Genomic DNA, 21004 nt, shown 5'->3' on the forward strand with positions numbered 1-21004 from the left:
CTTTGTTGAGCCCCTGGAATCGACAAAATATGCCTATTCGTAAGATTTCTGATTAAAAATAAGGTAACCAAACGATAACATCAGCCCAATTGGTGTACTATTTCCTTCGATGTAGTTGACTCGGACACTTAGCGGACCGGCAATGGTATTGTAAATCAGGGCCAGCATACCGGTAAACTCTGGTTTTTTGAAGCCTAGGTCAACCAGGGCCTCCTGATTGGTGTTTTCAACAAAGCTGCGGAATGGACTAAAAGCATAAACCTCCATTCTTAAATCCAGGCTACCCTTAAAATCCCAAAGGTGCTTCATGCCCAATGCCACATAGCCGGGAGCTCTGAAGTTATCCAGAAAGTAGGTTCTGGAATCGAACATCGGTTCAAATGCTGGTGTATAGAGAATCGTATTTCGATAATTATAAAGGGGTTTAATGTTGGAATAAGAGGCTTCAAACAACCAGCCGAAAGTATATTTGCCTCTCGACACAGAGTATTCCTCAAAGCTGAAAGTCAGATTGAACCAGTTGCGGTTCGACTCATAAGTAGTAGACTGTGCCGGGTTATAATTAACGGAAGTGGTACCAGGAGTGTATTCTGTAGAAGCCTGAATAAATTTCAAGCCTGTATAGAACCGGGTACCTATAGTCGGAAACTGCTTCTGATTAAGGCTATTTCTTTCATAGGCCCATTTACCTTTAAAGCCTCTTAAGCGAAACACATCTAAGACCTCATCTGACGAGACCCCACTCATATTACTGAAAGCATCTGTATTACTAATGATATCATTATCAAGCGTAAAAACGCTCCTCTGACCAGTGCCTAAGCCGAGAGTGAAACCGAGCTTTCGGTCTGTTCGCTGAATCACCATGGGGTCAACAGACTCATCGAAAATATCTTCTGTACTGAGATAGTCCCAGTGATTATACTGAAAATCAGGCTCGACAAAGAATCTGGTTTTTGGGTTTAGGTTGAACCTTGTAGAAAGGTTTAGACCCTCGTAAAATCTTCCGGTCGATGCCAGTACCTTATAAGTATTCAACTTTCTTTTGAAGGAGTTCAACTGCGCTCCTAATTGTAAGGTTGATACCTCTCTGGTAGATACATTGCCTCCAAACTCAAGGGTCAGTGCATTTTGCGCAGTTGACTTTAAATAAAGTTCGAAAATGTATTTACCGGTTTTTTGATCGAAAGAGAAGTTAGGGTAAACGTTTTTGAAGTAAGGCTCAGAAACTAACTGAAAATAGGCCTTACTGATTTCGGTAATGGTTTTAGGACCACTTTTAAAGTCAACCAACTTATTGATGAACTTCTCCTGATCTTCAGTGAAGCCAAACAATCTCAACTCTTGAAAAGAATAAGGAACAAACTTCTGATGAAAATCTCTTCTGGACATAGTTACCTGAGCCTTATTCCTTCTGGCTGAGATCTTCTGCCTTAGTTCAGGTAATTTTCTGATGGTGGCATTATATCCCGAGTCAATCAGTGCCTCCACTTCAGCAAAATCAATGGCGCTGTAATTGGCCTGGATATCAGGTTCCACGTAAATATCCTTTTCATCCAGGATTGCCGGATTCGTTTTATCCAGAAACATGAAGAGCAAGGCATCATTTACAATTTCATCGTCTGTATCGAAAGGGTAAGTCTCACTCAGTTTGGTTGCCACATTGGATCCGATAATGATATCAGGTCCGAAGTCTTCCTTCATAATATCGACAGGGAAATTATCATAAATACCTCCATCGAACAGGTATTGGTCATTGTTCTTGATAGGTCTGTAGAAGAACGGAACGGCCATGGAAGACCTGACAGCTTTCATAATGGACCCGGTATCCAGGGCCAATGTCTGTTGCGTAAAGACATCGGCAGCAATGGCTTTGTAGGGCACCATCATTTCTTTGAAGTTGAATCCTGAAGCCTGGGCAGCCTGGGTCAGGTATTCATTAAGCACAAAATTAATGATGAGGTCATTCGCCAAAGGTGAATTAAACTGTGGTCCTCTTTTTGGGTCAATGATCAGGTCGAGAGAAACCCATGAGGCATTATCCTCGCTCTTCGTATAGTTGTATTGGTAGCGCTCTGTAGAGGTCCCCTCAATCCAGTTCTGAAAGGCAGGATCTTTAGTGATGATCTCAATTTCTTCCGGACTGTAGCCTGCCGCATAAAAAGCACCTACTACGGCTCCCATGGAAGTACCCACTACATAATCTATGGGAATGTCATTTTCCTCCAGTGCTTTAATAACCCCAATGTGGGCAAGTCCTTTAGCTCCACCTCCGCTCAAGACCAGACCCACTTTCTCCTGACTATAAAGCAGGGAAGGAACAAGCCATAAGGTGAGAAGGAGACTCTTTTTCATTTAACCAAAGTAAACGAAAAAAGCAGGGTAAAACCCTGCTTCAAAATAAGAATTCGTTAAGATTTTTATTCGTTACTGGCTGTTATTCGACCATCTCCCCAACTGGCAGGAATGTCATTGAGTTTTTTATTTGTCAATTGAACAACCGTTTCGAAGTTAATTCTGTGATCTTCTTTCAGTGGTGTTTCGGCAGGGAGCTCTTCTCTTAGGAAGTCCACTTGCTTGCCTCTCTTCCAGAATCTGAAACAAAGGTGATACCCTGTGGCTAATCCTGTCTTACCAACATAGCCAATCACATCACCCTTTCTTACTCTTTGTCCCTTCTTGAGGCTACTGAACTTGCTCATGTGCAGGTAACCTGTCGTATAAGTGTTATTATGCTTAATCTTCACATAGTTACCATTGCCTTTGGTATACCCTCTTTCGATAATTACTCCGTCTCCTGCTGCTTTAATAGGTGTTCCCCGGTTAGCCGCATAATCTGTGCCCAGGTGAGGAGTTCTTCTCTTCAGCACAGGGTGGAATCTGTTTGGGTTATATCGGGACGAAATTCGGGAATACTCAACAGGGTATCTCAAAAAAGCCTTCTGATTACTCTCTCCTTCTTCATCGAAGTAGTTGAGTCCTTCTCCCTGATCATAAGCATAAGCCATGTAGGCATTCTTTCTATGGTTGAACTCAGCTCCGATAATATTGCCGATACCAACAGACTGGCCATCGACCATTTTCTCTTCATAAATTACTTTAAACCAATCTCCTTTGAAAAGGCCCTTCATATCAATTTGCCAGCCATAAAGGTCTGCTACTGCATTCACCAATGCCGCTGAACCACCTTGCTCTCTAATAGCGTGATCAAGAGAAATGGTAATCAGTCCTGCCATGGTTTTTTCAACCACTTCCACAGTTCTGGTTTCCTTGAAGACTGCCAGTGAGTCGGTTAGTTGATAAATAACGTATTCTGTGTTATTCGGCTCATACACGAAGTAGGAAGCTCTTTTGATTGAATCGCTGGAATAGAAAATAGTGTAAGGTTTGCCTACGACCAGGTTTCTGGCACTATGAACATCTTTCGAAATACGATCGATGGTATAAATATCCTGATGGCTCAGGTTATAGGGTAGGAGTATATCAGCAAAAGTCTGATTTCTTCTGATGTTACCTTCTTCCACATCATATAAGTCCAGAGGAATACCGAACTTAAACTGAGGTTCTACAACTTCTTCTACCAGTTCTTCTTCCGCCTCCTCGAACAGCTCAGGGTCTACCTGATCTCTCTGCGATTTGAAGATAAAAAATGTGACTGCAACTGCTACTAATACCAACCCTGCGATGCCCGCAACTCTTTTGTTCATTGACCTACTTTTTGAGCTTAACGACAAATTAAAGGAATTCTGCGAGAAAGCTGAAAAAAAGTACAGGAAGGCTTACTTTCTTGCTTTAAGTCTCAGGCTATTTAATACCACACTTACAGAAGAAAAAGCCATAGCTCCACCTGCAATCATGGGATTTAACAAAAATCCATTGACCGGATAAAGTACACCGGCCGCCACAGGTATGGCAATGACATTATAAATAAATGCCCAGAAAAGGTTTTGCCTCATAGTGGAGCTGATATGCTCTGAAAGCCTGAAAAACTCACTGATCTTAGATATATCTCCCGACATGAGGGTAACATCTGCACTCTCAATGGCTACATCCGTTCCGGTACTCATAGCGATACCGAGGTCGGCTTTAGCCAGGGCAGGAGCATCATTAATACCGTCACCAACAAAGACAGTCGGTCCGTATTTCTTCTGCACCTCTTCCAGGTATCTGAGTTTATCTTCGGGCATAAGCCCTCCCTTAAAATCTTCAATACCTGAGTCATGTGCTACCGCTGCTACTGCTGCCTCATGATCTCCGGAAAGAACTTCAAGGTGCAGCCCCCTCTTTTTGAGCGAGGCGACAGCCGATCTGGTTTCCGGCTTGATATTATCGTGTAGCCCGAATAAAGCCAGCAGCTGACTACCCTTCCAGAAAGCCACTATTGAATTGCCCTGTTGCTTCAATTCGTTGACTGCATTATTCTGCTCAGCCGAAAGTCCATTCAATTCTTTCAAGCCGGTTACCCGATATTCCTCCTCTTCAATCATGGCTTTCAGGCCTATCCCCGAAACAGTATGCAACTGATTGATCATGAAAGGCATTAGGGCGTATCGTTCGTTGAGGTAATTCGACACCGCATCAGCCATAGGGTGATTGGACTGTGATTCCATACCATTGAGTATGCTTAGCAGGTAAAGCTTTTCTGCATCATCAAAAAACAGATGCTCAGCTACTACCTCTAATTTACCCTTAGAAATGGTTCCCGTCTTGTCAAAGAGCAATGCTTTAATGCTCTTGGGCTTTTCCAGCGTTTCTGCATTTTTAATCAGGATGCCTTTAGACGCTGCCTTGCCAACACCCACCATAATGGCAGTGGGAGTAGCCAAACCCAGCGCACATGGACAGGCAATAATCAAGACACTGAAGGTATTGACAAAGGCCAATGCAAAAGCATTTTCCGAACCAAGTGTATACCAAACAAAGAATGTCACTACGGCAAGAACGAGTACCACAGGCACAAAAACCGAAGAGATCTTGTCAGCCAGCTTTTGTGCAGGGGCTTTAGAGCCCATAGCATCAGATACCATTTGAATGATCTGACCGAGAGCAGTATCTGCTCCAAGGTTCTCGGCCTCAATAGTCAGTGTGCCATTTTGTAACAATGTTCCTGCCTTTACAAGATCACCCGGCTTTTTGTCTACCGGAACTGACTCTCCTGTGAGCATGCTCTCATCAAGCACTCCATTTCCTTTTTCAATCGCTCCATCAACGGGTACCCGATCACCCACCTTAATAAGCAACAGATCACCAACCTGTACCTCTTCAAGGGGAACTTCTTTCTCCTGGCCATTTTCCAGCCTGATAGCGCTTTTGGCCTGTAGCTTAAATAACTTTTCAATGGCAGAAGACGATCTGGACTTGGCTCTTTCTTCCAGGTATTTACCCAGTAAGATAAAAGTGACGATCACTGCAGCCGATTCATAATAGACATGAACCTGAAGGCCTAAGCCCTCTATCCAGGCAGGAGCAAGTGTGTTAATTAAACTGTAAACAAAGGCGGCACCTGTTCCACTGGCAATCAGGGTGTCCATATTGGTTTGCAACTTAAACGCCAACCGGAAAGCATTACGGAAGAAGTGTAAACCGGAATAGAATAAGACAGGCAATGTCAGTAGAAGCAGCAGGTAATTTTTGTAGGGAAAGTCACCAACGAACATGGACAAGACCATCACAACAACAGCCAGTGGCACAGCCAGAAAAAGCTGTCTTTTGATCTCTTTGAGTTTGTCTTCAGTAGAACGACTCTGCTCATCTTCCAGAATCAGGCTGTAACCCGCGTTCTTAACCAGTTTCTTCAGTTCCTTAAGATTGGCTTGGTTATCTACCTCAAGACTTACCTGATGTGTGGCATAGTTCACCTGAGCTGAAACTACATGAGGAGCCTTTTGTAAAGTCTTTTCAACCGTGTTAGCGCAGGCTGCGCAAGTCATTCCTTCTACAGGCAGCTGTTTTTTTAGGGTTTCTATTGGAGGCATTGTCTTTTAATTAGACAACGCTGTTGCGCTCATTCTTCTTTCAAATTCTGCTTTACCCTTCTGCAGGAAGTTCACGAAGTTCTCTACACTGGGGTCATAAGAAAGCGGAGCTACCAGCGGTTGTTCGTTTGTATCTAACAACACATAATAAGGCTGAGCGTTCCCGTTGAATTGGGTTATTTGAAAGTCGAAATTTTGCTTACCGACAGTTTTCTTCACTTTACCATCAAATTCAGAAGTGTACCATTCTGACTCAGGAAGTTCTGTCTTATCATCAACATACAAAGCGAGAACGATATAGTCTTCCTTTAGAATTTCCAGTACTTCAGGGGCCGCCCAAACGTACTGCTCCATTTTTCGACAATTCACACAGCCATGACCCGTGAAATCAATGAAAATGGGTTTCCCTTGTTGTTGAGCAAACTCCAAAGCCTGATTATAGTCGAAGAAGCCTTTTAGGTTGTGCGGTAGTTCCAGGAAGTCCGCATGCTTTACCTCACCATTGTATCCTACTGGGGCCACATTAAATTCTTCAGGAGCCTCTTCTAAACCAAAGCTTACGGCAAACGAAAAGTCGGTTTTCTTATCGGGTGGAAGATAACCTGCGAGGTCATCAAGAGGGGCACCGCGGAAGCCCTGGAATAAGTATATCGCAAATGCCAGAGAAGTAACCGCTATAGCCATTCTGAGCGGATGAAATTTTCTCTTCTTACTGTCATGTGGGAATCTGATAATTCCGAAAAGATAAAGGGCTAATCCCAGTGCCAGAACAAACCAGATAGCAATGTAGATTTCTCGATCTAATAATCCCCAATGATAGGCCTGATCAGCTACACTAAGGAACTTGAAACCAAGGGCCAATTCAATGAAACCGAGCACTACTTTTACTGAATTCAACCATCCGCCTGATTTTGGCAGATCCTTCAACATGCCAGGGAAAAAGGCGAAAACGGTGAACGGAATGGCAAAAGCTGACGAAAAGCCCAGCATTCCTACCAGTGGCTTAATCTTAGCGCCCTGAAATGATTCAATGAGTACTGTCCCTACAATAGGTCCGGTACAGGAAAATGACACCAGTACCAAAGTGAAAGCCATGAAGAAAACACCCAGGAAACCTCCTTTATTGGCATTCTTATCCATCTTATTCACAAATCCGGTAGGCAGATTAATTTCGAAGTAGCCAAAGAATGAGATGGCAAAAATGAGGAATACGGCAAAGAAAATAATATTAGCCACAGCTCCTGTAGCCAGATCATTGGCCAATCCAACACCAAAGAAGCTGGTGAAGATGAGTCCAACGAGAATGTAAATCAGAATAATGGATAAACCGTAGGTAGTTGCTTTAATCCTTGCCTGTTTCTTAGACTGTGAACTATTGGTAAAAAAAGCTACCGTCATTGGAATCATCGGGAATACACAAGGGGTCAGTAAGGCTGCTAATCCGAACAGGAATGCTGCCAGAAAGAAGCCCCATAACGATTCGCCTCCCTCCGGCTCTAGCAAATCGCTATAGTCATTCTGAGCCTTCATATCATCGCCTCCACTCACTTCTATAAAATTGAAGTCAAAGTCGGCTCCTCCCGGAATACACTGACCGTCAATATCAGTACAGGTCTGGAAGGTAAGAGAACCTCTGATGTCGAGGTCTTTCTTAAGTATTCTGATTTTCTGACGAAACTCTCCGGTCTTTTCAAAGTAGGTTACATCTGCTCCCCAGATATCATCATACTTCTCTTTGGCATTTACCGGCATTAATGGCCCTATTACCTCAAAAGATTCATTGGGTTCAAATTCTGCTTCGGTAACCATTGGCCCCACATCGGGATCAATATCACTGGAGTACAGGTACCAGTCGTCTATGATTTTTACTTTGAAGATGAGCTCAATCTCATCGCCCGTCTTTACTTCTGTTTTAGAAGCGTCATAAGACCAACTGGTAGTTGTTTTGAACTGAGCCATGGCCTGAGAAGCCAGGAACATCAGCATCAAACTAAAAACTAAACTCAACTTCTTCATTAGGCGAGGGTTTATATCCGTCTGTATATCTCAATAAAGAGGCATTTCCCTACCCCTTCATCTCAGAAAAATACTTAAAGAAGAGAGGAATAGTTTCAATACCCTTAAAATAATTGAATACACCGTAGTGCTCGTTCGGTGAGTGAATGGCATCAGAGTCGAGTCCAAAGCCCATTAGCACCGTTTTACTATCCAATATTTGTTCAAACAAAGCAACAATAGGAATAGATCCACCTCCCCTAAAAGGAACGGGTTCTTTGCCGAAAGTTTCCTTCATGGCCTTGGCTGCAGCCAGGTAAGCCGGTGAATCTGTCGGTGTCACCGCTGGCAAGGCGCCATGGTGTGGAGTTACTTTCACCTTAACAGAAGGGGGGGCGATAGACTCAAAATGCTTTTGGAACAATTCTGTGATTTTGTCAGGATCCTGATGTGGCACCAGTCGCATTGAAATCTTAGCATATGCTTTGGAAGCGATCACCGTTTTGGCTCCTTCTCCGGTATATCCACCCCAAATCCCATTAACATCAAGGGTCGGGCGAATGGAAGCACGCTCCATCGTAGAGTAACCTTCTTCTCCTTCCACATCACTCAGGCCAATTGACTTCTTATAGTCTTCCAGATTAAAAGGGGCTCTGGCCATGGCGGCTCTCTCTTCTGCGGTTAGCTCCAGTACATCGTTGTAGAACCCGGGAATGGTGATATGCTTCTTATCATCTTTCAATGAGGCAATCATTTCTGCCAATACATTGATTGGGTTCGGTACCGCACCGCCATATAATCCTGAGTGAAGGTCTCTGTTAGGCCCTGTTACTTCAATTTCCAAATAACTTAAACCGCGAAGGCCCACAGTAATTGACGGGACATCATTGGCAATGATTCCGGTATCTGAAACCAGCACAATATCATTGGCCAGCATGTCTTTATTTTCCTCCAGGAAGATTTCCAGGTTATCTGAACCTACTTCTTCTTCTCCTTCGATGATGAACTTGATATTACAAGCTAATTCTCCCGCGGCCATCATAGCTTCGAAAGCTTTTACATGCATGTACACCTGGCCTTTATCATCACAGGCTCCCCTGGCAAAAATAGCCCCTTCAGGGTGAATTTCTGTCTTCTTGATTACTGGTTCGAACGGGGGTGACTCCCACAGTTCGAGCGGATCTGGTGGTTGTACATCATAGTGACCATAAACCAAAACAGTCGGTGCGTTTTCGCCAACCAGCTTTTCACCATAGACAATAGGGTGCCCTTTAGTTTCGTAAATCTCTGCTCGGTCAGCTCCTGCTTCCTGAAGCTTAGACTGAATAAACCCAGCTGCTTTCTTAACATCTTCTTTGTGTCGGCTATCGGCACTAACAGAAGGAATTCTCAGCAAGTCGAGAAGTTCATTCAGAAATCTGTCTTTGTTTTGATTGATAAATTCTTGTGTTCCGCTCATATGTCCACCATTTGAGCCGCAAGTTAATCGATTGAAAATGAAAGTAAAGACCTCCGGTCAGAAGATGGGTTATTCTTTAACGGCTTCTTCCAGACGCTTTCTAAGTGCATATTTTAACCCGGGGAAATAACCTATCTGAGAGAAGACTACCTTTCCTTCCTCATTCAAAAGCAAATGGGTGGGATAGCTACTGATGCTGTAGGCCCCTGCAACTCTGCGGCCGTTGGGCAGCAGGGTATAATTGAAGTCCTGCTTCTCAAGAAATGCTTTTACGCGCTCAGGATTATCCAGGCCAATGGCCAGAAATCTGACTCCATGGGGCTTAAATTCTTTCACCAGTTCGTTCAGCTCAGGCATTTCCATGATGCATGGTTTACAACCCACAAACCAGAAATTCAGCAGCACAACTTCACCTTTCAGATCATCGAGGGTTACATCATTCCCATCCATGTCTTTAAGCGTGAAATCGGGTGCCTTTTCATTAAGCATAAAGTCAGCACTTTTCCTGTTTTCAAACATGCGAATTTTAGCAAGTTTCGCTTCTTCAGAAGCCTTTTCAAAGACAATCACTTTGGGTTCATTACGCTCATCTATATAGATGGCTGGTTGGTAGTCAATGTCCATGAACAGGAGCATAATATCTTCCTTCGCTATCTTCTCCCCTGTATGATAGTATCCATCGAGCGCTTGCGGAACTATCTGAATTCCTTTCTGACTGGTTAGCCGCTTGAGCCCCGGGTCAAGAAAATCGTAGGTTTGAGCCTGTATAAGCACTGAAAAGAGTAGGGAGAATGTGAGTGTTAATAGTTTTCTCATGGTAATTGTTGATTAGAAACCGTCACCTTCAACAGTGTCTTTCTTCTTGAGGGTCTGGTTAGATTCAGAAGCCATCAGTAATTGATATGGCTCATCAATACCAAAATACAGCTTTTTATAATCAACCACCCATTGAATCACTCGTTCCTTGGAACCTGGTAAAGCTCTGAAGCTACCTACTTTCGCCTTTCCTGTATTGATATTAGAAATCTGTGCATTGAAAGCATCATTGGAAGAGAAGGTTTCTAACTGGAAGCCATCGTACATAAAGTAATACCAGGTACCATCCGTCATTTCCAGCAACAGATTCATCACGTCACCTTCCGGAGTTTTGCGAATTTCCATGTAGCCATCCAACTCCATGTTCAGGTCGACATTGGATACGTTCGAGACTTTGATCTTACCCTCACTGTAGAAGGCCTTATTCTGCTTTGACCACTTCAGGTTTACCCCACTAATCACAAGATCAGTATTCAAGGCTCCACCTGAAGCATTGACCAATGACGTGGGGATAGACTGATACGACTGATCCCATTTTCTGGTAGCCTCATCACCCATAAATTCAGCTACCCGATAAATAAGCTCCGAGCGATCTTCATGAGCCTTAGGTACTCCGAGTTGCTCTCCCATTTCTTTGAGATTACCCGCCATAGCGGTCTGTGCTTCCAGAGGCATCCCCAATGCCATGGTAAACATTGCCTCAACTTCATAGTTGGCTGAATCGAGATTCCCTTTTCCCTTTCCCGAAGCCTGAATATTAGACACATTTGGCCCTGCCAGAAAATTCAGTTTACCCTCAAAGGTTACATTTTGCTCATCTTCATTATAGCTGAACATACTTCCGGCAAAGTATTGTGAAGGGTCTTGCTTCTTATTTGGATTATCTATTCTGAATGAGCCATTATCCGCATCGAAGTAGAGGATACCTCCTTTCGGCACAAAGAAATCATCATCGGCTCTGTTTCTCTTTTCCGTAATAAACGACATGTAAGGCTCCTGTTTATCGAAGTGAATACCGGCATTAAGCGGTTGCCCCAATCGGGTAGTGGCCTCATCGAAAGGAATGATAACTTCTTCGATATCATCATTAGAGGAATATTCAATCCAGATATTTCTCTCTTTTAGTTTCTCCAAGTCCAGCTTCACTGCCCCGTCCAGCTCCAACGCCTTTTTATAGGCAAACATGGTCACCTTACCTTCATAGATAAAGCCGGGAGAGATTCTAATCCCTTCTTCTGCTTTTACGGTTCCACTCGAACGGGTATGAGGACCGTGTTCTTTGTCTTTGGCAATAAACTGGAAGTCATCGAATTGAATAGCGAAGGTATCTTGCACGGCATTCACCAACTGATAAGTTCCCCGTCCTTTAAAGCTTGTTCTGGAAAGGATATCAATCTCAGCATCATATAATCTGTGGTAAGCACCAGCCGTATCCATCAGGATCACTGCATTGGTCAACCTTTCTATTTTAGAGTTTTCGAGAATGGTCAGCTGCTCACCTTCAGGGGTAATCAAAGCATCAGCCACCTTAATGTATGGGATACCTGTTACCTTTAATTCTTTAGTATCTATGTTGTACAGGGCGTCTGTACCATAAAAAGCCAGGGAATCTAATCGCTTGTTGGTGGAGTAAAAGAAGGATTGCTCCAATGGCGTTTCTTCCGGCTTACTCATGGTCACCATCTTGTTGTTCACATCCCAAACTGCAGAAGGGATTGATGTCTTGAACTGAGCAAAAGGAAACTCTACAGCAGCTGCACCGGCTACTTCCGGCTCAATAGTAGCTTGTTGGTTCTCTACATCGAAATTGATTCTTACCTCCTCTGCACTTAAAATAGGTTTAACAGAATTGTCGGCATTGAGCAAAAACTCACTATTCCTGGCCTCAAAAGAATTCATTGAATAAGCAATAGAATCAGAGTTAAGCGTGGATCCTGAAATCTGCATTTCACCACTGCCAAAGAGACCCTTCTTCTTCAATATCATTTCACCTCTTAACTTAGCCTGGTCTTCAAAAATGCTGAAAGGTTTTTCTTTCTCCAGGTTGTGGAGGATCATGCTGTCTTTCTTGGCCAGCCAGTTCATATCGTAGGCCTCAATAGACATGGCCGGATAAGACACCGTATCGATAAAACCGGCTTGCAGACCTCCTTTAATTCCTTTTTTGACCACCATTGAGTCCAGGAACATGGTGGCTCTTTCATTGTCAAAAGTCCCTGTCAGGTATTCAATTACTCCCGGGGAGGTTATGCCATTTTTGTCGAGCTGAACTTCTCCAAACAGTCTGCCCCCTGTACTGTAGAGGTCATAACCACTATCGGGAATTGCGTGCACAAACCCGAAACTTCGGTCTTCCATCACCTTCAGGTTTTCTTTAAAGTCTGGTAGAATTCCGTTGGAGTAGAAGGTCCCCTGAAAAGCATACTGAGAAGGATCAGCATCAGCCACACTGTCTAGCTGAAATGGTGGTACATCAAAATAGACAGTACTATCGTAGGCCCCTTTCAGTACATCTGACTTATCGAAAATCACACTGGCACTTTCCGTAGAACTGAAAATAGGAAACTCAGGCATAGACTTGAGTGCCGACTTGTTGCCGGGATCGTTAATTCTCAGCACTCCTGATGTCTTCACCAACTGGTTGCTTAATGCCTGTCGTTTTCCGGCATCCATTTCAACCCTTAATTCGATGGAATCAATCTTGGCCAGGTTGACCAGAAAGCTGTCGTATTTAAAAGTGAACTGCTCTCCGTTGAACTGGAAGTTACCAGCGTCCATGGCACCATCGAATTCAATATCGCGGTTCTTCAAAACCCTGATCTCCTTGTTGGTAGGCGTAATGATCACATCGAGAGAATCACTTACCAGGAACTTATCGACACCTCTCACGGTGAGTACAGAGTCTTTAAAGCTAAAAGTAGCATTGGGAGCATTAGCGATAACCGAAGAAATAATGAGGTCATCATAGTCGCGATTTCCTTTACTCGACTCCAGGTAGTGATAGCCTTTTTCCAAAACCTCAACCCCCCCGGTTACTTCATCATATTTCACCAGCCCTCTGGACATCAACAACTCCATGGCTTTTTTGATGAGTCCTTCATCCAGACGATACTGGTTAGCCATAGAACTGGTGTAGAAGGTTCCCCCATTTTTCTTAGCCATATTGATGGCAGCAATCAGTGGATGGAAACTGAAGATCTGAGACAAATCGAAGAAACGATCTGCACTATAAAAGTCTTTGGATTCAAGGGTCAGGGGTACATCTGCCCGGGCAGAATTGATGGAAATGTTAAGCGAATCGCTGTTCAGGTCCCAGGTCAATTCATCACCTGTCAGGTCCATATTGTAGTAAGAGGATCGGAATGGTGTTGTTTTATACCCTTCCACACTGGTTTCCATTTCCAGGTGATCCTTCTCATAATCGTAGATAAATTCAACAGCGGGGTGAAAAATTGAATCACTCTGATGATAAAGGGTAACATCTGCCTGAGTAGCCGACACAATTGAGTCTTCATTATTGAAGACAAAGTCTTTACTCAAAGCCCTGAATTTCACTTCACCGTTCACGGTCCCCAAAAGGGTTGACGCTTCATCATAAGCCGTTTTCGAGTAGAAATTCATTCCGCGGTAGTTCACTCCTCCTTTGAAAGTGAGTTTTTCAGATCCTAATCCTTTAATAGGGGTATCGGCATTGTAAGAGATGAATCTCGGGTAAGTCCCTCGCTCGCTCCTCGCAGGTCTGAGATTAAGGTCGAGCACTCCGGAAATAGGTTGGTCTATCTTGGCCGGCTGATTGAAAAGTACGTTTTCAAACCTGAATTCATACGCATTGACAGGAAACTCATACTGGCTGAGCCGAACCTGCATAGCTTCTCGTGGCTGACCGAAATCAGACCAGTCTACATAACCATCCTGACCTCTGAAAAGCTTCTGATCGAACAAGAAAAATCCCTCTGCACCAATAATTTCAAAGGTATCGGTCTGGCTGGCTAAAATGATATCTCCTCTTTTCAGGTGAATGATGGATCCTAATTCCTGATACATTTCCATCATAGGGGAGGTGAATGGATTAGCGACTTCCTTTTCAGGTTCTACATACTCACCGCTTGCCTGAGCCTTCAGGGTCTCAATATCGACTTCCTGGGCCGGCTGATAAACCACAACATCACCTTCCGTATAATTATCTTCAGCGAATTTGACCTCATACTCTGCATTTCTGAAGCTTACCGACTGATACCGGTCTTTATAAATGGCCTCATCTTTCAAAAAAGTGTAAAGGGTTTCTATGTAATAGTCGAGTTTGATTCGGTCATAGTCTTCAGCGGCCTTTTGGATGGAATAAGCCAGGTTTTCCATGGCCTCGGCAGAAAAGTTACGCTCTTCAGCAGCATACTTCAGACCATCGAGTAGTTCTTTGATATCATACCGGATTCGGACTTTCTTCTGATCCAGAGCAATGAGAGCTCTAAGCAACCTGTCTTTTGTAACACTTGTCAACTGATTGTTTTGATACCCTTCTATAAAGAACTGATACTCCTGAGGAAAAATAGAGGGGTCTTCCGCTTCTACCAGCATTTTCACATTAGGTGGAATCACCAGAGAATCCACCTCTGCTTCGGTTTGTGCATAAACCGACTGAACAGACAAGAGTACTAGCAGAACAGTCAACCTGATGCTTTGAAGCATATGAGTTTGCATTTGGCAATATTAAAAAACGAATAAAAAGGTAGAATCCTGTATAATCGTCAGACTTTCTCCAATAGTAACGCTACCCAGTTTTTCTCTGTTGTGAATTTAACCTCTTTTAAGCCCAAAGAACCAGCCAGTTCCATGATTTGAGGTTTGTCTGATTCGTAAAAGCCACTAAGGAAAAGATGCCCCTGATCGGCCAAAAGTTTGGTATAAGCCTCCATCTCATCCAATAAGACATGGGTATTGATATTGGCCAGTATTATTTCGTAGGTACCGTTTAACTGCAGTTCATGAATGGTGCCCTGCTTCACAAACTCTGCTTCCACCTGATTGAGGGCCAGATTCTCTAATGCATTTTCAATACACCAGTCATCAATATCGGTGGCTGCTACAGATTTTGCTCCCAGTTTAGCCGCCATGATGGCCAGAATTCCTGTACCTGAACCAACATCGAGCACCTTCTTTCCCTGGTGATCCAATTCAAGTTGAAGGGCGAGTAATTGGTGAGTAGTTTCATGGTGCCCCGTACCGAAAGACATTTGCGGATTGATAATGATCTCATAAGGCACTTCCGGTCTGGCGGGATGAAAAGTAGCCCTCACAAAAATCTTATCACCAACGGCTATGGGACTATAGTTCTTTTCCCATTCCTCATTCCAGTTTTCTCTGGGAATCTTCTTGAGTTCGTACCAGATCCGGGTTTGCTTTCTGTAGCGGTTGAAAAGAGTTTGAAGTGCCGGATGACTAAACTGTTCTTCACTGATATAAGCTTCGAAACCCACTTCGGTATCCATAAAGGTTTCGAAGTCGAGCTCGCCCATTTCTGCAATCAGGATTTCCCTGAAAGGCTGATCACAGTGTACATTGATCTGGATAAAGTCCATTAGTATGACTTGGCAATGTCAATAAAGTCACGTGCCTTCAGTGAAGCACCACCAATGAGACCACCGTCTACATCTGGCTGAGTCAATAGTTCCTGCGCATTGGCCGGCTTCATTGATCCACCATATAAAATAGAGATACCATCAGCGACTTCTGCTCCAAATTGATCTGCCAATGCGGTTCTGATGCTCTTGTGCATTTCCTGCGCCTGATCTGAAGAAGCCGTTACACCTGTACCAATCGCCCAGATGGGCTCATAGGCAATTACCACCTTACTCATTTCTTCTGCCGAAAGGTGATGAAGACTCTCCTTCAATTGGTTATTTACGAAGTTCACATGCTCACCTGACTCACGTGTTTCAAGGCTCTCACCACAACAGAAAATCGGGGTTAATCCTTTATCAAGAGCAAGTTTCACACGATCAGCCAATTGCGCATTGGTTTCATTATGATACTCTCTTCTTTCACTGTGTCCAAGGATCACATACTTAGCACCAGTAGATAATACCATGTCAGCGGAAATATCTCCTGTATATGCTCCTGATTCATGCTCACTGATGTTTTGAGCAGCAGCAGATACGTTCGCCACATCTTTAATCACTGAAGAAACCGGAGCAAGATGGATAGCCGGAGTACATAAAATTAAATTTACATCTGAAGATACCTCGTCATTAGCCATGTTGGCTACTTCAGAAGCCAGAGCAATTCCTTCTGAAAGGGTTTTATTCATTTTCCAGTTACCGGCAATTATCTTTTTTCTCATGATTTTTCAGTTTGAGCCCAAAGATAGCGGAGTTAAAAAAATATGCAGGATACCCCAGACGAAAATTAGGGCCACGATTGCATAAACAAAGCTGATAATTCAGTCCTGAGTAATTATCAACTGTCGCATTATCCTTACATTAGAACAAATATTCTCGCATGAAAAAGGCTGTCACTCGCTTTGGGCTCTGGTGTCTTACCGGTCTTCTTATCATTTCCTGCAATAAGGATGGAGGGCCTGATATACCCACAGAAACAGATTCCGGACCTGACGGAAGTACCATTCCCTATGTCAGCATTAATACGCTGGGAAATACAGTGGTAGATGAACCTAAGGTGGCTGCACAAATGACTATCTTCCGAAATCAGGCAGCCATTTTCTCTAGTGGTATTGGTATTGAATTTCGTGGTTCAACCTCGCAACGCCTGTTTCCCAAGAAATCTTATGGCATCGAACTGTGGGATGAAAACGGAGCCGATTACTCTGCTGATATCTTCAATATGGGAACTGAAGAGGACTGGATTCTTTATGGCCCTTACAGTGATAAGACTCTTTTGAGAAATGTACTGATCTATGACCTTTCTAATGAAATTGGTCAATATGCAACAGAAACAGAAATAGTGGAACTCAGCATGAATGGCAATTATGCCGGGGTCTTTGTCTTCATGGAAAAGATTAAGCGCGATGGTGACAGACTGGACCTTGAAAAACTGGAGCCTTCAATGACTGCCAGCAGTGTGATTTCCGGAGGCTATATTATTAAAATTGATAAGACCAGCGGAGACACCAACAACCCTGACTGGGCAGGCGACTCTCAATATACTGCGAGCCTGGGTTTCAGGTCTAAATATGGAGCCTATGGCAATGAACTGCACTATGACCCTTATGGCGATAAGCAGGGGGAGGAAACCTACTTTCTCTATGAAGAGCCTGATAATGATGAAATCAACAATGCTCAAAAAAGCTACATTCAGCAGTACATTGCTGACTTTGAGGATGCTTTAATCAACGAAGATTTTTCTTCTTCTACCCGCGCTTATGAAGACTATATTGATGTTCAGAGCTTTGCCGATTTCTTTATTCTGAATGAATTAAGTGCTAACCCAGATGCCTACAGACTAAGCACCTTTATGCACAAAGACAGAGATCAAAAGCTGAAGATGGGACCTATTTGGGACTTTAATATCGCCTTTGGCAATGATAACCGAAGTAGCACCAACACCTGGATTTATCAATACAACCAATCTAACCCCAGCGACCTGTGGCTGGTACATTTCTGGTGGACAAAACTGCTGCAGGATCCTAAATTCAGAAGTACTGTCAAACAGCGATGGAATACCTTGCGTGCCTCAGTCTTAAGAACAGATAACATCCATCAGAAGGTAGATACCTGGGTAACTTACCTGGCCTCTAATCAGGCCATAGACCGGAACTTTGAACGCTGGGATGTTATTGGCGAAACACTACCGTTCAATAGCTTTGTTGGAGATTCATACCAGGCTGAAGTAGATTATGTGAAGAGCTGGATTACTGACAGAATGAACTGGATGGATTCAGAAATGGCTTCCTGGTAATCTAAAATACGTAGGTGTATTTGAAGGAGAGAATGTGTGCAACTTCCCTGATGGCCAGTCCCAAAGAAAGGTCAATCATATAGTCTATCCCTAACTCACCAAACCGGTCGTAGTCTCTTTCAGTCCCAATGGCAAATCGGATGGAATTATTATTATCTGCAAATTCCTGATCGATAGCCTGAAAGTACTCTACAGAAAATTCAGGATCGTATTTCCAGTCTTTAATCTTGTACTCCGTATTTATTTTATACCTGACAAACAGCTCAGGCACATCTCCCTCATCCTTTTTAATCCCCAACTCATTTCTATGCTGAAAAAGCAGTCGGTGCTTGAATTCAAATTGCCCGCTTTCATGTTCATAGGCCCCTCCCAGCTGAAAGCGAAAGAGGTTCTCATACCCTTGAGTATCTCCTGAATTATCATTACGTCTGATAAAACGAGGGACAAAGAACAGATCGACCTTTGAATTGGCCCGATAAACCAATTCCAACTCGGTATGATAGTTCTTGACAGCACCAACATTCTCATCGAATCGAATCTGCTGTTCCATATTGAGTCTCCACTTTTCGCTCAAATCAGCCTTTCCTCCCAACTTCAGCCACAATTCAAAGTCAGAAGTACTCTGCGCCTGACTGATACTTTGCCAGCCTGTAAACAGACAAAACAGGATTAAAAACTTCTTCATTGGGTTACTCGGTAGAAGATGGTAATGGTGGCCATTTGGTTGGCAAAGTCCACTTTCTGAACATTCACTTCTGTAACATCCAGACCCGTCTTTTGATTGAGGTCGGCCAGCAACTGATCGTAATGCTCAGGCTTGATATTCTCCAGCTCGCTGTAGACAATTGTTCTTTGTTCAATCTTGCCTTTTGACAATACCAGCTTTTCGATGAAATAAATAGCACCCACAATGGACAGGTTGGCCCCCAATAATTCAGCCAGACTCATGGTTTCATTCACCAGTGCATTGATTACGGAAACCCCTATCACCACGAAGAGGTAAGTCATTTCCTTGATTTCTACGGTCTGTGTCCTGTATCGGATGATACCGAAAATAGCGAAGAGGCCGAGTGCCATACCAATGTCAAGGCTGAATTTCTTCAGCGTGAAGCAAAGAAAGAAGAGGACGATACTCACCATGTAGTAGGTAAATACATACTCAGTTCTTTGGGTATATCGGTAATAAAGTAATCTGATAATTACACTGATGAAGACCATATTGATACCGAAGTAAATCAACATGTCCAGCAAGTCACCACTATATAATTTCATGTCGTGTATTAATCTTGAAGTAGTCAACCTACAAGATAGGTTTTATCTTGAGTAAAGTATTCTTTGCAGCAACTATCTCTTTCAGCCAGCTAAATTTTTGGAAATCACTGGCTGGTAGAACTGAATTGAATAAATTCAGCCATGGAACGGACCCTGAAACTATCTCTGCTGACATGCTGCCTTCTCTTAGCCAATGTAAACCCGGCCTTTAGCCAAAACGAAGCCGACAGCCTGACCAAGATGGAGTGGTTCTCCAATGCCAAACTCGGCATCTTCATTCATTGGGGTATATATGCCGTCAATGGTATTGACGAATCATGGTCCTTTTACAATGGTTACATCTCCCATGAAGACTATCTAAAACAGACCGAAGGTTTCGGTGCTGAAAACTATAACCCAAAGGAATGGGCCAAACTCATTAAGGAAAGTGGGGCCAGGTATGCCGTAATTACCTCAAAACACCATGACGGATTCGCCCTTTGGGATACCGAATATGGTAACCTGAATGCGGTCAACAATGCCAAGGTAGGAAGAGACCTGCTTTCTCCGTTTGTGAAAGCGGTAAGAAAAGAAGGCCTGAAGCTGGGCATGTATTACTCTCTTCCCGACTGGTCGAGCGAGCTCTATACACACTTTACCAATTCAGAAATCAGATATAAGGTGGAAGATGACCCTGAAAGGTGGGCAAAGTTCAAGACTTACTATCAAAGCCAGCTCAATGAACTTTCCAAAGCCTACCGCCCTGACCTTTGGTGGTTCGATGGTGACTGGGAGCACTCGGCAGAAGAATGGGAAGCAGCCAAAGTGAGAGCCAGCCTGCTGGCCGATAATCCCAAAACAATTATCAATTCAAGGCTCAAAGACCATGGAGATTATGGAACGCCTGAACAGGGAGTGCCTTTGACTAAACCTAAAGATACCTTTTGGGAGCTATGCATGACCATGAACGACTCCTGGGGTTTCCAACACAATGACCATAACTACAAAACGGCCAACCAGATCATTAGAATTTTCATTGACTGCCTGAAAATGGGAGGCAACCTCCTACTCGATATCGGACCAAGAGCTGATGGAACTATCCCGGAAGAACAGAAGCAGGTGCTGAAGGAATTAGGCCGATGGACCGAAAAACATCAGGAAGCCATATATGGCAGTCAGGCAGGTATTTCCACCGATTACTACTATGGCCCTACCACCCTCAGTGCCGATAGAAAAACACTGTACCTTTTTGTGCCACATAAACCCAATGGCCCTTTAGTGGTAAGAGGACTGAAGAACAAGGTCAACCGAATTAGAGTAGTAGGCAACGGCACCAAACTGAGTCAACAAATTCACAACAAGCCTTACTGGAGTGCCAAGCCTGGCTTACTCTACATAGATGTGCCTGAATCGGTTCTGGATGAGCAGGTCACAGTAATTGCCTTGCTACTGGATAGCGAAATTGAGATGGAAGAAAGATAATATCTCCCTCAACTCCCGTTCATACTTTGCGTGAATCCAATCTAACCATAACTACAGACCACTTTTTCCTTTTCAAGCTCTCATACGATTAAATGAGACAAGGAAAGTACCGTATTCA

Annotated in this window: 13 protein-coding genes; 2 read left to right on the forward strand and 11 right to left on the reverse strand. The window is 43.6% G+C overall.

What is annotated here, in order from left to right; all coding sequences use genetic code 11:
• Nucleotides 1-33: 33 nt before the first annotated feature.
• The 9 genes from ACOOEY_RS09790 to tpiA form a co-directional block, all read right to left on the reverse strand.
• The gene (locus tag ACOOEY_RS09790; protein WP_420388495.1) at nucleotides 34-2352 is read right to left on the reverse strand and encodes a patatin-like phospholipase family protein; all 2319 of its coding nucleotides are present in this window, start codon (nucleotides 2350-2352) and stop codon (nucleotides 34-36) included.
• Nucleotides 2353-2417: 65 nt separating this feature from the next.
• On the reverse strand, nucleotides 2418-3704 hold the full coding sequence (locus tag ACOOEY_RS09795; RefSeq protein ID WP_420388496.1) for a peptidoglycan DD-metalloendopeptidase family protein: 1287 nt from the start codon (nucleotides 3702-3704) through the stop codon (nucleotides 2418-2420).
• A gap of 72 nt (nucleotides 3705-3776) precedes the next feature.
• Entirely contained in the window at nucleotides 3777-5972 is a 2196-nt protein-coding gene (locus ACOOEY_RS09800; protein WP_420388497.1) for a heavy metal translocating P-type ATPase, read from the reverse strand.
• Nucleotides 5973-5978: 6 nt separating this feature from the next.
• The gene (locus ACOOEY_RS09805; RefSeq protein ID WP_420388498.1) at nucleotides 5979-7988 is read right to left on the reverse strand and encodes a thioredoxin family protein; all 2010 of its coding nucleotides are present in this window, start codon (nucleotides 7986-7988) and stop codon (nucleotides 5979-5981) included.
• Between the two features lie 49 nt (nucleotides 7989-8037).
• The gene (locus tag ACOOEY_RS09810) at nucleotides 8038-9426 is read right to left on the reverse strand and encodes a dipeptidase (RefSeq protein ID WP_420388499.1); all 1389 of its coding nucleotides are present in this window, start codon (nucleotides 9424-9426) and stop codon (nucleotides 8038-8040) included.
• 69 nt (nucleotides 9427-9495) lie between these two features.
• Nucleotides 9496-10242 carry a peroxiredoxin family protein gene (locus ACOOEY_RS09815; RefSeq protein ID WP_420388500.1) on the reverse strand — a complete coding sequence of 249 codons (747 nt, stop codon included), beginning with the start codon at nucleotides 10240-10242 and terminating at the stop codon, nucleotides 9496-9498.
• Nucleotides 10243-10254: 12 nt separating this feature from the next.
• Nucleotides 10255-14928, reverse strand: a complete 4674-nt coding sequence (locus ACOOEY_RS09820) for a hypothetical protein (RefSeq protein ID WP_420388501.1) — start codon at nucleotides 14926-14928, stop codon at nucleotides 10255-10257.
• 59 nt (nucleotides 14929-14987) lie between these two features.
• On the reverse strand, nucleotides 14988-15818 hold the full coding sequence (prmA, locus tag ACOOEY_RS09825; RefSeq protein WP_420388502.1) for a 50S ribosomal protein L11 methyltransferase: 831 nt from the start codon (nucleotides 15816-15818) through the stop codon (nucleotides 14988-14990).
• Nucleotides 15818-16579 carry a triose-phosphate isomerase gene (gene tpiA / locus ACOOEY_RS09830; protein ID WP_420388503.1) on the reverse strand — a complete coding sequence of 254 codons (762 nt, stop codon included), beginning with the start codon at nucleotides 16577-16579 and terminating at the stop codon, nucleotides 15818-15820. Before tpiA ends, prmA begins: the two co-directional genes overlap by 1 nt.
• 158 nt (nucleotides 16580-16737) lie before the next feature.
• Here tpiA and ACOOEY_RS09835 point away from each other — a divergent pair, with 158 nt between their 5' ends.
• Entirely contained in the window at nucleotides 16738-18153 is a 1416-nt protein-coding gene (locus ACOOEY_RS09835) for a CotH kinase family protein (RefSeq protein ID WP_420388504.1), read from the forward strand.
• Nucleotide 18154: 1 nt separating this feature from the next.
• Here the strand turns inward: ACOOEY_RS09835 and ACOOEY_RS09840 are convergent, their stop codons facing one another.
• Both ACOOEY_RS09840 and ACOOEY_RS09845 read right to left on the reverse strand, forming a co-directional pair.
• The gene (locus tag ACOOEY_RS09840; protein WP_420388505.1) at nucleotides 18155-18838 is read right to left on the reverse strand and encodes a DUF2490 domain-containing protein; all 684 of its coding nucleotides are present in this window, start codon (nucleotides 18836-18838) and stop codon (nucleotides 18155-18157) included.
• The gene (locus ACOOEY_RS09845) at nucleotides 18835-19425 is read right to left on the reverse strand and encodes a DUF4956 domain-containing protein (protein WP_420388506.1); all 591 of its coding nucleotides are present in this window, start codon (nucleotides 19423-19425) and stop codon (nucleotides 18835-18837) included. The genes ACOOEY_RS09840 and ACOOEY_RS09845 overlap by 4 nt, the downstream gene beginning before the upstream one ends.
• A 141-nt stretch (nucleotides 19426-19566) precedes the next feature.
• Between ACOOEY_RS09845 and ACOOEY_RS09850 the strand changes: the two genes are divergently transcribed.
• Nucleotides 19567-20886 carry an alpha-L-fucosidase gene (locus ACOOEY_RS09850; protein WP_420388507.1) on the forward strand — a complete coding sequence of 440 codons (1320 nt, stop codon included), beginning with the start codon at nucleotides 19567-19569 and terminating at the stop codon, nucleotides 20884-20886.
• Nucleotides 20887-21004 lie beyond the last annotated feature (118 nt).

The sequence above is a fragment of the Roseivirga sp. genome (genome assembly GCF_965216855.1).
GTDB lineage: Bacteria > Bacteroidota > Bacteroidia > Cytophagales > Cyclobacteriaceae > Roseivirga.

Excerpts from the sequence above, each read along its gene's own strand:
- ACOOEY_RS09790 (WP_420388495.1), bottom strand. The coding sequence starts at position 2,352 with ATGAAAAAGAGTCTCCTTCTCACCTTATGGCTTGTTCCTTCCCTGCTT.
- ACOOEY_RS09795 (WP_420388496.1), bottom strand. The coding sequence starts at position 3,704 with ATGAACAAAAGAGTTGCGGGCATCGCAGGGTTGGTATTAGTAGCAGTT.
- ACOOEY_RS09800 (WP_420388497.1), bottom strand. The coding sequence starts at position 5,972 with ATGCCTCCAATAGAAACCCTAAAAAAACAGCTGCCTGTAGAAGGAATG.
- ACOOEY_RS09805 (WP_420388498.1), bottom strand. The coding sequence starts at position 7,988 with ATGAAGAAGTTGAGTTTAGTTTTTAGTTTGATGCTGATGTTCCTGGCT.
- ACOOEY_RS09810 (WP_420388499.1), bottom strand. The coding sequence starts at position 9,426 with ATGAGCGGAACACAAGAATTTATCAATCAAAACAAAGACAGATTTCTG.
- ACOOEY_RS09815 (WP_420388500.1), bottom strand. The coding sequence starts at position 10,242 with ATGAGAAAACTATTAACACTCACATTCTCCCTACTCTTTTCAGTGCTT.
- ACOOEY_RS09820 (WP_420388501.1), bottom strand. The coding sequence starts at position 14,928 with ATGCTTCAAAGCATCAGGTTGACTGTTCTGCTAGTACTCTTGTCTGTT.
- prmA (WP_420388502.1), bottom strand. The coding sequence starts at position 15,818 with ATGGACTTTATCCAGATCAATGTACACTGTGATCAGCCTTTCAGGGAA.
- tpiA (WP_420388503.1), bottom strand. The coding sequence starts at position 16,579 with ATGAGAAAAAAGATAATTGCCGGTAACTGGAAAATGAATAAAACCCTT.
- ACOOEY_RS09835 (WP_420388504.1), top strand. The coding sequence starts at position 16,738 with ATGAAAAAGGCTGTCACTCGCTTTGGGCTCTGGTGTCTTACCGGTCTT.
- ACOOEY_RS09840 (WP_420388505.1), bottom strand. The coding sequence starts at position 18,838 with ATGAAGAAGTTTTTAATCCTGTTTTGTCTGTTTACAGGCTGGCAAAGT.
- ACOOEY_RS09845 (WP_420388506.1), bottom strand. The coding sequence starts at position 19,425 with ATGAAATTATATAGTGGTGACTTGCTGGACATGTTGATTTACTTCGGT.
- ACOOEY_RS09850 (WP_420388507.1), top strand. The coding sequence starts at position 19,567 with ATGGAACGGACCCTGAAACTATCTCTGCTGACATGCTGCCTTCTCTTA.